Genomic DNA, 13,130 nt, shown 5'->3' with positions numbered 1-13,130 from the left:
ATCATCGTCCGCAAGCGTGAAGTCATCGCGGCAAGATTATGCAGGACGGCGCGCCCCGCCAAAGCCCGGTCTCCCGATGGTGATCTACTTGACAGCCCCGGCGGCCCCAGCAGCCTCACCAGTCCCGGGCACTGCGGTGCGGACCGCCCGGTCCGGCCCGGCCCGCCAATGATCCGCCCGGTGGGGACAGGGCGCCATCGCAGGGAGGCGCCCAAGAAGGCGCGATTCGCTGAGTCGCCCGAGTCGCTGAGTCACCCGGGTCACCCGAGTCCCTGAGTAACCCGAGTCACCGCAGGTCGATGAGGGCGTTGTCGATGAGCCGGGTCGTGCCGACCCGGGCGGCCAGCGCCAGCAGGACCGGCCCCACCGGCTGAGAGGGCCCTGCCAGCTCAACTGCCCCGGCGGGCTGAACGGACCCGCCGGGCAGGCCCAGACCGGCACCCGAAAGATCCACGAAGCTGTCGGGATCGACCACGGCCGCGTAGTCCACCTCAACGCCCGGCGCCTTCTCCAGCACCTCCAGCGCCGCCGTCCTCACCCCGGCCGCATCAGCCCCGGCCCGCGCCGCCTCCCGGCCCGCGGCCAACGCCTGGGACAGGGCCAGGGCCTGCTCGCGCTCCCGCGCACTCAGATAGGCGTTGCGCGAACTCATGGCCAGGCCGTCGGGCTCACGGCGGATGTCGACCGGCACGATCTCCACCGGCACGGCGAGGTCGCGGACCATGGCGCGCACGAGCGCCAGCTGCTGAGCGTCCTTGCGGCCGAACAGCGCCCAGTGCGGGCGGGTCAGGTGCATGAGGGTCAGCACCACCTGCAGGACGCCCGCGAAATGCGTGGGCCTGGTGGCGCCCTCCAGGACGGTGGCGATCGGGCCGGGGTCGAGGCGCACGGAGGGCTCTCCATTCGGGTACATGACCTCCGGCGCAGGCGCGAAGACGATGAGCCGTCCGACGGCGAGACCGTCCTCCCCCGGGGCGCGCAGAGCGGCGGTCAGGCCCTCGACGTCGGCCTCCAGGGTGCGCGGGTAGGCGTCCAGATCCTCCCCGGCGGCGAACTGGAGCGGGTTGACGAAGATGGTGACGACGACGGTCCCGTCCGCGCCCACCCTGCGGGCGGCCTCGGCCACGAGATCGAAGTGCCCCTGGTGGAGCGCGCCCATGGTCATGACGACGGCGCGCGGGACGCCACCGGCACGAGGAACGCCACCGGCACCGGCGAAACCGCCGGCATGACGAGCGGCGCCAGCGCTTCCGGCCTTGGCTGCCCCGTCGGCTCTGTCGCCCCCGTTGACCCTGTCGGCCCTATCGGTCTTGTCGCCCCCGCCAACGCGGTCGGCACCGCCAACACTGTCGGCTCTATCTGCCCTGTCGGCTCCCTCATCAACGGCGAGCGCGGCGGCGAGCTCGTCGCGACTGCGCACCAGAGTTACCCGATCGCAGCGAGGGGCGGGCGCGGCAGATGCGGATGCGGGGGCGGAGGCGGGCGAAACGGGAGTCGTCATGGGCACACGCTAGATGATCGAGCCGATGGGCGGCCGACTCGAACGCGATCCGGGGATCCGGGGTCGAGATCGACATCCTCGAACGAAGTCGACGGTGCCACCGTCGATCTCGTTCGAAAAAGTCGATCTCGTCATCGCCCTCGGCATCGCACTCGACATCACTGGCGAGCCCGACTCACCCGGCGTCATCCCGCGGGGCGAGCGCCTCGCGCAGATCCTCGGCCTGGGCTCCGGTGATCCGACGCGTGTCCTTCACACGCCGGGTCGTGGCCAGCGCGAGCGCCCGGTAGGTGTCCACCACGTCCTCCAGCCCGCGCCCCTCGTCATCGCGCAGGGCCTCCAGCGCCTCGATGTGGGAGCGGACGGTGCCGGCGTCGCCGCGCGAGACCGGGCCGGTCAACCCGGTCAGCACGGAATCAGCGTCCTCGGTCAGTGCCCGATCCAGCGCGGCGCCGAGCAGCGGGCCGAGCGTGGCGGCACCGCCCTCGACGCCCGCGGCCGTCAGGATGCGCACAGCCTGATCGACCAGGGTCACCAGATGGTTCGCTCCATGAGCCAGCGCCGCATGGTAGGCGGGGCGGGCATCCTCGGCCAGGACGAAGGGCTCGCCGCCGAGCTCGACGGCCAGAGCCTGCGCAATGGGCAGGACGGCGTCGGGAGCGGTGACGGCCATGGGGCAGCCGGTCAGGCGGGCCACGTCGGTGGAGAACCCGCCGAAGGTCATGGCCGGATGGAGGGCGAGCGGGATGGCGCCCAGTCTGCGGGCGGGTTCGAGGATGCCGATCCCGTAGCGCCCCGAGGTGTGGACGACCAGCTGACCGGGCTGCCACCGGCCGAGGTCGGCCAGGCCCTTGACGAGCGTGGCCAGGGCGTCGTCGGGGACGGCGAGCATCACCAGTTCGGCGCGCTCGACGATCTCCTCGACGTCGAGCACGGGGACTCCGGGCAGAAGCGCCTCGGCGCGCTCCCGGCTGGCCTCCGAGACGGCGTGCACACCGATCACCTGGTGGTCGACCGCGCGCAGGGCGCTTCCCAGCACCGCGCCCACGCGCCCCGCGGAGATGATGCCGACGCCGAGCCGACCCGGTCGCGAGCCGGCGGATGCGTTCGAGGGAGCCGAGGAGTTCGCGGAAGTCTCAGACATGCACCGATCGTCTCACGCCGCCCCGGCGGAGCCGGCAGGACCGCCGCGATCATCGGAAGAGCCCTCGGGGCCGCCCTGAGAGCCCTCATCGGGGCCCTCGGGGCCGCCAGGGCCGCCATCAGTGCCCTCGACGGCTCGGGCGAGCCAGCGGTCGAGCCTCTCGGCGCGACGACGGCGCAGCGCGCGCTCGGAGACGACCCTCTGGATCTCAGCCGCCTCGGTCGCCTCGAGGTTGCTCAGAGTCGTGCCCACCGCGTGGTCCACCATGTCGAGGTGGATGGCGGCCAGTCCCCGTCGCCGGGCCAGCGGCCCCTGGCGCACCCGCATCGACTGAATGCGCTCATAGGGCACCACACTGGTGCGACGCCACCAGCGGCCGGTGCGCAGCACGACGCACGTACCGGTCAGGGCGATCGCCTCACGACGCCAGGCCAGCGGCGAGAAGACCCTGCCGCGCGGCGAGATGCGGATGAAGCCGCGCTCCGGCGCACCGATCGGCGCGTCCGGACTGCCGACGCCGTCGTCGTCGGCCCCGGACAGCGCCGCGGCGAGAAAGCCGTCGGGATCGGGCACGCCCAGGTCGGGCACCACCAGCCACAGCGCCCGCAGCGCGGTGCGCCGCTCCCCCACGGGCAGCAGCACGCTGCCGGTACTGCCGTTGCGCTGTTCAGTGGAGGAGCCGTCGGACGGCTTCCTCCCGGTCCTGCCCGCCATGCCGACCTTGACCCGCCACCAGTCCTTGCGCCGCCACAGCGGGCTCTGCTCGATGCCCACGCCGTGAACCCGCCCCGGCGGAAGAGTCAAGGAGACCTCAGAGGTGAGCCCGAACCTCACACGGATGCCCGTCGGCACCGCCGCGGCCCGGAACCCCCAGCCGCGGTTGAAACGGTTCCACACGGCTCCGATGATCGCGACGGGAGCGGCGAGGCTCGATAGCAGAACACCGCCTCCCATGCCATCGAAGACGATCGCAATGACAACCGCTGCGACAATGACGACGACGATCAAGACGGCCCACAGGGTCATGACCGAGCGGAGAATCGAGCCGACGAGGATCGCGGGGCTCACGGTGTACAGCGGATGCTCCTGGCGCCCGCCGGCATCGCGCAGCGGCGGGGCGCTCATCGCATCCTCGAAGCCGAGAGGGGCGGGGGCACGCTCCCGATCCGCCCGATCCGCCCGCCCAGGACCGTCGGCGCGGTCGGCTCCGGTGCGAGGAGCGCCTGGCCGGGAGCAGGTCGTATCGGTCTGTCCGGCAGGGGGCGCCCCGGCGTCGTCGGCAGCGCAGACGTGGACGGCGGAGGCGCCGGCCGTGGAAGCGGCATCAGCAGCAGCCCCGGCTCCGGCGGCGAGGTCGAGGATGCGGTCGCGCAGGGCCTCGAGCCGAGCGGTGGTCAGGTAGCCGATGACGATCCGCGAATCCGAGCCGCCCGCGACCTCCACCGTCAATTGGCCCAGTCCGAGGATCCTGCCCAGCAGCGGGTGGATGATATCGACGGATTGGATGCGCGGCAGGCGGGCGATCCGCAGCTGCTTGACGAGGATGCCGCTGCGCAGGTAGACGCCGTCGCGGTCCACGGCGTAACTCTTCGCCCACCACCGCAGGAAGAGGAAGGCGACCACCGCCGCGATCGCGGCCAGGCTCCCCATCACGACCCAGCGCACGACGCCGTGGGCAAGATCGATCCCGTGAGCCGTGGCATACCGATAGGCCTCGACCAGGTTATCGACGTTGCGGACGGTGAGGACGGCGATGACCGCCGTCACGACCTTCCAGCCCTCCAGGAGCGGGGAGACCGGGTGCATGCGGCGCCAGTCGACGCCGTCCGGCACGGCGATGCGGCGCCCGGCAGCGGCGCTCACAGGCCGGCCATTCTCTGCTCACCGCGGTCGGCGAGCAGGCGACGCAGGTGCTCGGCCTCCTTGACCGGCAGCCCGTTGATGGTCGCATCCGTGCTCGCCGCAGCCGTGTGCAGCCGGACTTCGGCGATCCCCAACCAGGCGGCCAGCGGCCCCTGCGAGGTATCGACGTACTGCATCCGCCCGTAGGGGACCACGCAGATGCGCCGGAACATGATGCCCTTGCGCCACAGCAGATGATCGGCGGTCAGGGCGTAGCCCATGGCGCGCACCTGACGCGGGACGAGCCAAACGGCCCACGCGGCGAAGCCCACCACCACCGCGGCGCCGACCCACATCCACGAGTACCGCACGAGCGCGCCGACGACGAAGACGGCCGCAAGCGCTCCGAGGCCGAGGAGGATGCCCACGACGCGGACGGCGATGAGCCTGCGCGAGACGGGCTGGAAGACGACGCCATCCGGGTTGAAGGGGTCGCCCGCACTGGTCGAGCCGGGAGTCGGGGCGCGACCAGCAGTACTCACAGAACTCACAGCACTCGTGGAGGCGGGTTCATTCACGGCGCTCATCCTTGCTCATCCTTGCTCCTCAAGGTTTGTCGAAGCTCCTCGCTCGGGGCGCCCTCCTGCGAGGGCGAACCGCATCATGCCCTCACTCCGGGGGCACTCCGGGACTGGGGCCGGTCCGGGACCGGGGCTCGTCAAGCGGGGGCGCCGCTATCGGGGACGGAAGAGGACTCCGAGCCGTGCCCGCCGTGATCGTCGTCGTCATCCATGTCGATGGCGCACCAGTGCTCCACGAGCAGACCGACGCCGCACCACAGGACGCACGACGCCAGGCAGGCGGCCGCGCACCACGCCAGCGAGGACATGGCGGGCGAGGGCGGCGCCAGGAGAGCCGTGGCGATCTCCCCGGCGTAGACCCCTCCAACGAGGGCGCCGACGATCGCCGAGGCCTGGGCGGCGACGGCGGTCGTGGCCGCACCGGTGGGCGTGATCCAGGTGGACTCGTGAGCGCGCAGACGCCGCACCGCGAGCCCGGCGATGAACACGATCACGGAGATGACCAGTGCGACAACGGCCCCCCAGGGCGTCAGCGACGGCACCCACCCGTGGTGGCGCAGCGAGAGGTCAGAGACGACCCAGGTGACGACCGCGGGCGCGATGAGGCACGCGAGGACCGTGGTCCAGCGCGTGCGGAACATCAGAGTCCCTGCCCCTGCCCATGTCCATTCCTACCGATGACGTCACTCCAGTTCAGGGGCGAGGCCCAGGGCTCGTCCTGCGAACCGCCGACCTGCGGAGCGGAGCCGGCCTGAGGCGCAGAACCGGCCTGAGGGGCGGAGCCGGCCTGCGGAGCGGAACCCGCCTGCGGGGCGGAGCCGACCTGAGGCGAGCGCGGGTAGGCCGGGTCCTGAGGCATCTGCTGACCAATGGGCATCGCACCGCCTCCGGGCACATGTCCGGGCATGTCAGCGGCATTGGCCGGCTGACCGGGCGCCGAATCAACCATGCCGGGGATGTCGGGCATGCCGGGGACCTCGGGCCTGTCCGTCATGGGGTCGGCCACCGGGGCGCCCGCCTGGCGAGGCATCGCGTCGGGCATCGCATCCACGACCGGTTCGGCCGAGCGCGCCCTCTCCACTCCGGCGTCCGCGGGCATGCCGCCGTCTGCCGGGGAACCGGCGCCGTCAACACCGCCGCCCCCGATCTCGGAATCGCCCACGGTCATCCCGAGCTGGTCGTCCCCGGAGTCGGGGGGAGCCACGTACTGGCCGGTCGGCAGCGCGGGAAGGTGGTCGGAGTCCAGCCAGTCGAGCGCGAGCCAGCGCACGCCGTCGCGGTCGGAGGCGGCCTCGGCGAGGGAGGCGACGTACTGGTTGCCGATCTCGGCGAAGGGATCGGCCTGCGCCCAGGGAACCAGGACGAAGGCGCGCTGGGCCGCGCGCGGATGCGGCAGGACCAGTTCAGGATCATCGGAGGTGACGCCCTCATAGGTGACGATGTCCACATCCAGGGTGCGCGGGCCCTTCGGCTCGGTGCGCACGCGCCCGGCGTCGTCCTCCAGACCCTGGCAGACGGCGAGGAGCTCACGCGGCGAGAGCGTCGTCGCTATCAGCACAACGGTGTTGAGGTAGTCCGGCTGCTCCGAGCCGCCGGGCTCGACGATGGCGGCCGTGCGGGCCAGCGGCGCGACGCTGGTGACCTCGATGCCGTCGGTCTCCCGCAGGGTGCGCACTGTCGACCGCAGAGCGGGAACGACCCCGCCGACGTTGCCTCCCAGCGCGATGACCGCATCGACCGGCTCGGCCGGACGCTGTCCCAGGACATCGGCCGGTGCCGGCACGGGGGCCGCGGGAGCGGGCGCGACCGCATCCCCGGCATCTCCAGTGGGCGCGCCCTGCCACGGCGGAGCCGACTCGCCGGGCAGCCCGACGACCGTCCCGGGGTCGCCGGCGCCGCCGTCCAGCGGCGCGCCCTGCCACGGCTGAGCCATCTGATCGGAGGCGACGGCGTCAACCGCGGGCTCGCTCCCCCACGGCACGTTCGCCTCCGCAGGGCCGCCGGCGCCGTCCGCCGACGAGCCCGACCACGGCTCAACGCCCCCGAGACCCGGGGCGCCCTCGGGAGCCCGGCTCTCACCGGCATCCTGTCCGTCACCGGCCGCAGAGCCCATCCCGACGCCCGCCGCGGCGATGCCCTCCGCGACGGCCGGGCTCCCGACAGGGTCGCCGGTAGTCCCGGAAGCCTGGGCCGGCCACTGGCCGGACGCCGAGTCGGGGACGACGGCCTGGTCCGACGCATGACCGGAGAGTGGATGACCGCCCTCGCCGCCGGTGCGATGAATCGTCACCGAGACGTCCTCGAAGGCGACGTCCAGGGGCGCCTGGGGCTTGTGGATGGTGACCTCGACGGCGCTCACGCGCGGGAAGGCCAGCACGGTCTCGCCGACACGAGCGGCGAGGGTCTCGATGAGACTCACCGGCTCCCCCTCGATCACGGCGACGACCGCCCGGGCGACCTCGGAGTAGTCGACGGCGTCCTTGACCGCATCGGTGACGGAGGCGACCGCGGTACCGCGCTCGCCCAGGTCGAGGGTGACATCGGCGGTGAAGAGCTGGCCCTCGGTGCGTTCGAAGGGGAGGACGCCGTGGTACCCGCGGGCGGACAGGCCCGACAGCCGGATCTGATCGGGCGTGGTGGTGGTCATCGGTGTTCCTTCCAGAGGGAGGCGGTTCGGACGGCGTCCCGGTTGGCCGGGATCTCATGGACTCGTACTGCCCAGGCGCCGGCGAGGGCGACGAGGGCCGTGGTGGCTGCGGTGGCGGCGTCTCGGGCGATCGGGTCGGCCGCCGCGGACTCGGGCAGACTCAGGGACAGGAAGCGCTTGCGCGAGGAGCCGATGAGGACGGGCAGGCCCAGCTCCCGGCGCAGACGCTCGGTGGCGGCCAGGAGCTGCCACGACTGCTGATGGGTCTTGGCGAAGCCGAGGCCGGGATCAACGACCACCTGACGACGATCGACCCCGGCAGCATCGAGCTCGTTCAGGCGCTCGCGCAACTCGGCCTCGACACCGGACACGACATCGCCGTGGGCGCTGTAGTCGGTCAGGCGATCCATGGTCTCAGGGTCGCCGCGCCAGTGCTGGCAGACGTAGACGACGCCGGTCTCGGCGACCACCTGGTGCATATCGGCGTCGGCCAGGCCCCCGGAGACGTCGTTGACGACAACGGCACCGGCCCCGACGGCCGCCTCGGCGGTGGCGGCGTGAATGGTGTCGATGGAGACGGCCGCGCCATCGTCCGCGAGCGCGCGCACGACGGGGATGACGCGCGCCTGCTCGACCTCGGGGGTGACGCGAACGGCGCCAGGACGGGTGGACTCGCCGCCGACGTCCACGATGTCGGCGCCCTGGGCGAGAAGCTGACGGCCGTGGGCGACGGCGAGGTCCGCGGTCTCCCAACGGCCGCCGTCGGAGAATGAGTCCGGAGTAACGTTGATGATGCCCATCACCAGGGTCCGACCGGCCGCCGAGGCCTCCGCGAGAGGGGACGGCAGAGGCACCGGTGCGGGGTGCAGGACATCAGTCACCCTCCCAGGGTAACGGTGCACGCGAATTTCTTCGGGAGCGGCGAGGCGCAGGAAGGTCGGACGGCGAGTCCGCCCACAGCCGACCGGGATGCTCCGCGGGCGTCTCCCCGCGTCCCCGCTCCTTCGCCTCCCCGACCCGTCCCTTCGCCGAGATCGGTCGTATTCCGCGTCAAGATCGGTTCAGTTCCGGCTCGAGATCGGTTCCGCCCCGCGGGTACTCGTCCCGAGAGCGTCGACGACGCGCAGGCCGTCGACGGTCGGGGATGTTCACGATGAGTGAGAACGTGTCCCGAGGTCCGGGAGCGGTTGAGCATAAGGATGCGGCCCTCGCCCCGGGCGATGAGCCTGTCGGGGGCGGGGTCGTCCCACCCGCACCGCTAGCGTCGAATGCGACCCGTGAGAGGCTCGGCGAGCCTCTTGGTCGTCCCGCCCGCACTGGTGGTCCCGCCGACGCGGGCATTCCGAGCGTGTCCTCCGCCTCCTCCAGGATCTGCCGCTGATAGCCCCGCCGACGTGAGCATTCCTGTTCGAGTCCGACGACGGCGCCGGGGGCCAGGAGCGGGCCCGATCCTGCGTCCGCGGAGGAACAGCCCCACTGGCGCACCGCCTCGGCACATCGAACTCGACATTTCTGCGTGAGTCCGACGACGGCCCCGTTGACTCGCGCGGAAATGCCGGTCTCGTGCAGAGATGCCCGTCTCGTGACCCCGGCAGCCGGGCGCGACCCCGCCGGACCGATCTCGATGCGGAACTGAACCGATCTCGGCGAAGAAGACGGGTCGGGTCCGGGCGCCGCCCCGCCCGCACGAATCCGGCCGCCCCGCAAGCCCGCCTCCCCCTTTCGTCGGACATCCTGGCCACGTCGGCCCCTTCGACGCATTCCAGCGCCATGACGCCGATTCCTAGCCTTGAGGCATCATCCGGGACCTGCTCGGGTCTCGGTCATCTCGGACATCCCAGTCACCTCGAAGGAGACGGTCATGCCTCACGCCCCATCCCTCCCGCACCGGTCCTCCCAACCGGCGCCGGGACCCACCACCGCCCCGCCCACCGACGTCGTGGTCGAGGCCCGGGACCTCACCAAGATCTACGGCTCCGGCGAGGCGCGGGTGGCCGCCCTGGACGGCGTGAGCCTGACCGTGAGCCGCGGCCAGTTCGTCGCCGTCATGGGCCCGTCGGGCTCGGGCAAGTCCACCCTCCTGCACTGCTTGGCCGGCCTGGACACCCCCGCATCCGGGCACGTCCTCATCGCCGGCCGCGATCTGGCCGGCATGAACGACAAGCAGCTGACCGCCGTGCGCCGCGACCAGCTCGGCTTCGTCTTCCAGGCCTTCAACCTCCTGCCCACCCTCACCGCGGAGGAGAACATCCTCCTGCCCACCCGCCTGGCCCACCGCACCCCCGACCCGAACTGGCATGACGCCGTCATCGCAGCCCTGGGCATCGGCGACCGCCTCGCCCACCGCCCCGCTGAGCTCTCCGGCGGCCAGCAGCAGAGAGTCGCCATCGCCCGCGCTCTCATCGGCCGCCCCCAGGTCGTCTTCGCCGACGAGCCCACCGGGGCCCTCGACACCGCCTCGGCCGCGTCCCTCCTGCAGGCGCTGGCCCGCATGTGCGACAACCTCGGTCAGACCGTCGTCATGGTCACCCACGACGAGAACGCAGCGGCCGCCACCAACCGCGTGATCCGCCTGCGCGACGGACGGATCATCGGCGACGACGCCGTGCGCCGCCCGACCAGCACGCACGCCGCGGCGGCCCCGGCGAGGCCGGCGGGCGCAGCAGCCCCGGCAGGCACAGCAGGCACAGCGGCCCCGGCAGGCTGGGTCACTCCCGCGGGGCCGGCAGCCCCCACGGACCCGGCAACCCCGGCGGCCCCCACGGGCACAGCAGGCACAGCAGCCCCGGCAAGGCCGGCGGGTCCAGCGACCTCGGCAGGCCCGGCGGCCCCCACGGGCACGGGGACCACCGCCAGCACCGCCGCGACTCGCAGGGAGGCCCGCTGATGCCCTCCCTGCTCGACGCGCGCCGCGCCGCTGCGGCCTTCGTGGCCGTGGCCATGAGCGCCGCCCTTATCGCCTTCGCCTTCATCCTCTCCGACTCCTTCCGCACCCAGATGCGGGCCGAGGCCCGCCTGTCCATCGGCGGCGCCGACGTCGTCGTCGCCTCGGGACGCCAGCTCAGCAGCACCGACGGCCACCTCGACGACAACCTCATCTCCCGACTCGCCGACCTCGACGGCGTCGCCTCCGTGCGCGGCGAGCACTGGGGCATCCTCCAACTCGACCTGCCGCGCCAGCTCGCGGGCACCGTGGGCAGCGCGATCATGATTCGGGACGTGCCCGTGCTCAGCCAGTACACCACCCTGGCGGCCGGGCGTCTGCCGATCGGCACCGGCGAGGTCGCCATCGACACCCGCCTCGCCGAGCAGCAGGGGCTCGGCGTCGGGGACACCATCCGCCTCAAGAACGGCTACGACCGCGGCACCAGCGGCACCAACGGCACCGGCGACGCCGACGGCACGGATGACATAGTCCATACCAGCCCGACCATCGTGGGCGTGGTCTCCCCCGGGGCCGACGCGGGCCTGGACAAGGGGACGGGGGGCACCGTCTACGCCACGGTCGACCAGTTCGAGGCCATGGGCGCGATCACCAGCTACAACCACCTGTACGTGACGGCGAGGCCGGGGACCAGTACCGGCGCCCTGGTGGACGAGGTCGCCGAGACCGTCCACGCCGTCCGACCCGGCGCCTTCGTGGTGGACGCCGACGACGCCGTCGCCGAACGCGCCGCCTCCGCCCAATCGGGCGGCACGATGGTCGCCATGGTCCTCAACCTGCTGACGCCCGTGTGCGCGGTGGTCGCGGGCATCGTCATCGCCACCACCTTCACCACCCTCGTGGCACGTCAGAACCGCACCATCGGCCTCGTGCGCTGCATCGGCGCGAGCCGCAGGCAGATCATGCTCGCCGTGCTGCGCACCGCCGTCGTCACCGGAACGGCCGGGTCCGTCGTCGGCGTCATCGCAGGGACCGCGGGAGCCGCCCTCCTCATCCGCTCGGGAGTCATCGAGAACCTGGACGCCCACCTCACCATCTCCCCCGTCTCCCTGGCGGGCGCCGTCGTGCTCGGCACGCTGGTCACGCTCGCGGCCGTGCTGCGCCCCGCGCACCGGGCCACCCGCATCTCCCCGCTCGTCGCCCTGAGCGGCAGCACGGTCGGCGCCAAGCGCGTCGGACGCGGGCAGCGGCTGGCCGCCATCACCGGACTCATCATCGCCCTGGCCGGCGCCGTCCTCGTCGTCCCGGGGACGACCGGGCACAACCTCTACATCGTGGCCGGCGGCGCCGTCCTCGTCGTCCTCGGGCTCCTGGCGGCCCTGCCCCTGCTGGTGAGCCTCATCGTCGGTCTCATCGGACGCGCCGGCTCCGATGGCCGCTACCCGATCCTCCACCTGGCCGCCCGCAACCTGGTCCGCAACCCCGGACGCTCGGCGGCGACAGCCGCCACGCTCCTCGTCTGCGTCCTGGTCGGCTCGGTCCTGTTCGTGGGCCTGTTCTCCTTCAACTCCTCCTTCCAGAGCATCGTGAACCAGGGCTCGCCCACCGACATCACGGTCTTCGGTGTGACCCCGCAGACCGACACCGCCGCGCTCACCTCCACCGTCGAGTCGACCGAGGGCGTGGAGTCCACGATCCTCGTCCCCAGCCTCGACCTCACCCAGACCGTGGACGGCGCGACCGACAGCATCGACGTCCTGTCCATCAACACCTCCGCGGTCGCCCCCGTCGTGCGCTCCACCAAGGGCCTGGAGGACCTCGACGACCGCACGCTCATCGTCGGGGAGCTCTACCGCATCCCCGACGGCGCCGCCGTGACCCTCACCGGCCCGGCGGGCGACGTCGAGCTGACCGCCCGCGTGAGGGAGGGGTGGGGCGCCGCCATCACCCCCGCCACCGCCGAGCGCCTGACCGGCGGGGAGCCGACCGACGCCATCATGTGGGTGCGCACCACGGGCGCCGGTTCCTCGGAATCGGTCGAGAATGCCGTCCGTCAGGCCACCCGCGGCCAGGATCTCATGGTCAGGGGGAGCGCGGAGGGACGCAACGAGTTCACGGACCTGATGCACCGGACGGTGTTCACCATCTGCCTGGTCATGGCGGCGGCCCTCATCATCGCCCTGAGCGGGCTGGCCAACACCACGGACGTGAGCGTCCTGGAGCGCACCCGCGAGATCGGCCTGCTGCGAGCCACCGGCACCGACCGCTCGCAGGTCAGACGCCTCATCGTCATCGAGGCCTCCCTCCTGGCCCTCATCGGCGGTGTCCTGGGCGTCGTCATCGGGACCGCGCTGGGGGCGGCGGGCACGCTCGCGGTCCTGAGCGACGGGGGAATCAGCGTCTTCATCCCCTACCTCCCGCTGGCCGGCGTCCTCGCCGTCACGCTGCTCGTCGGCCTCGCAGCCGCACTGCGACCGGCCGGGCGCGCGGGCCGGGTGACGCCGGTAACGGCCCTGGCGACGGACTGAGTG

At 72.4% G+C, this 13,130-nt stretch carries 9 protein-coding genes; 2 read left to right on the top strand and 7 right to left on the bottom strand.

Annotation, left to right across the window (positions count from 1 at the left end; all coding sequences use genetic code 11):
- Positions 1–286 precede the first annotated feature (286 nt).
- The 7 genes from panC to folP form a co-directional block, all read right to left on the bottom strand.
- Positions 287–1,420 carry a pantoate--beta-alanine ligase gene (gene panC / locus W5W_RS0105045; RefSeq protein ID WP_017194606.1) on the bottom strand — a complete coding sequence of 378 codons (1,134 nt, stop codon included), beginning with the start codon at positions 1,418–1,420 and terminating at the stop codon, positions 287–289.
- A 256-nt stretch (positions 1,421–1,676) separates the two neighbouring features.
- Complete coding sequence (locus W5W_RS0105040; RefSeq protein WP_008733100.1) at positions 1,677–2,645, bottom strand: Rossmann-like and DUF2520 domain-containing protein; 969 nt, start codon at positions 2,643–2,645, stop codon at positions 1,677–1,679.
- 12 nt (positions 2,646–2,657) lie between these two features.
- Positions 2,658–4,508 (bottom strand): PH domain-containing protein, encoded by a 1,851-nt coding sequence (locus tag W5W_RS0105035; RefSeq protein WP_017194605.1) that lies wholly within the window; start codon positions 4,506–4,508, stop codon positions 2,658–2,660.
- Positions 4,505–5,074 (bottom strand): PH domain-containing protein, encoded by a 570-nt coding sequence (locus tag W5W_RS0105030; RefSeq protein WP_017194604.1) that lies wholly within the window; start codon positions 5,072–5,074, stop codon positions 4,505–4,507. Before W5W_RS0105030 ends, W5W_RS0105035 begins: the two co-directional genes overlap by 4 nt.
- Positions 5,075–5,205: 131 nt before the next feature.
- On the bottom strand, positions 5,206–5,709 hold the full coding sequence (locus W5W_RS0105025; protein WP_017194603.1) for a DUF3180 family protein: 504 nt from the start codon (positions 5,707–5,709) through the stop codon (positions 5,206–5,208).
- Positions 5,709–7,715 carry a 2-amino-4-hydroxy-6-hydroxymethyldihydropteridine diphosphokinase gene (folK, locus tag W5W_RS0105020; protein ID WP_017194602.1) on the bottom strand — a complete coding sequence of 669 codons (2,007 nt, stop codon included), beginning with the start codon at positions 7,713–7,715 and terminating at the stop codon, positions 5,709–5,711. The genes W5W_RS0105025 and folK overlap by 1 nt, the downstream gene beginning before the upstream one ends.
- Positions 7,712–8,596, bottom strand: coding sequence for a dihydropteroate synthase (gene folP, locus W5W_RS0105015; protein ID WP_008733078.1), 885 nt, complete (start codon positions 8,594–8,596; stop codon positions 7,712–7,714). The genes folK and folP overlap by 4 nt, the downstream gene beginning before the upstream one ends.
- Before the next feature lie 980 nt (positions 8,597–9,576).
- On the opposite strand from folP, the gene W5W_RS0105010 reads away from it, so the two are divergent.
- Together W5W_RS0105010 and W5W_RS0105005 are read left to right on the top strand one after the other, a co-directional pair.
- Positions 9,577–10,602, top strand: coding sequence for an ABC transporter ATP-binding protein (locus W5W_RS0105010; protein ID WP_017194601.1), 1,026 nt, complete (start codon positions 9,577–9,579; stop codon positions 10,600–10,602).
- The gene (locus W5W_RS0105005; protein ID WP_017194600.1) at positions 10,602–13,127 is read left to right on the top strand and encodes an FtsX-like permease family protein; all 2,526 of its coding nucleotides are present in this window, start codon (positions 10,602–10,604) and stop codon (positions 13,125–13,127) included. The genes W5W_RS0105010 and W5W_RS0105005 overlap by 1 nt, the downstream gene beginning before the upstream one ends.
- Positions 13,128–13,130: the final 3 nt, after the last annotated feature.

It is taken from the genome of Actinomyces massiliensis 4401292 (assembly GCF_000269805.1).
Taxonomy (GTDB): domain Bacteria; phylum Actinomycetota; class Actinomycetes; order Actinomycetales; family Actinomycetaceae; genus Actinomyces; species Actinomyces massiliensis.
This window is presented reverse-complemented; position numbering and strand designations above follow the sequence as displayed.

What these genes read in the sequence shown, in the direction of transcription:
- W5W_RS0105040 (WP_008733100.1), bottom strand. Translation starts at nt 2,645, where the DNA reads ATGTCTGAGACTTCCGCGAACTCCTCGGCTCCCTCGAACGCATCCGCC.
- W5W_RS0105030 (WP_017194604.1), bottom strand. Translation starts at nt 5,074, where the DNA reads ATGAGCGCCGTGAATGAACCCGCCTCCACGAGTGCTGTGAGTTCTGTG.
- W5W_RS0105025 (WP_017194603.1), bottom strand. Translation starts at nt 5,709, where the DNA reads ATGTTCCGCACGCGCTGGACCACGGTCCTCGCGTGCCTCATCGCGCCC.
- folK (WP_017194602.1), bottom strand. Translation starts at nt 7,715, where the DNA reads ATGACCACCACCACGCCCGATCAGATCCGGCTGTCGGGCCTGTCCGCC.
- W5W_RS0105010 (WP_017194601.1), top strand. Translation starts at nt 9,577, where the DNA reads ATGCCTCACGCCCCATCCCTCCCGCACCGGTCCTCCCAACCGGCGCCG.
- W5W_RS0105005 (WP_017194600.1), top strand. Translation starts at nt 10,602, where the DNA reads ATGCCCTCCCTGCTCGACGCGCGCCGCGCCGCTGCGGCCTTCGTGGCC.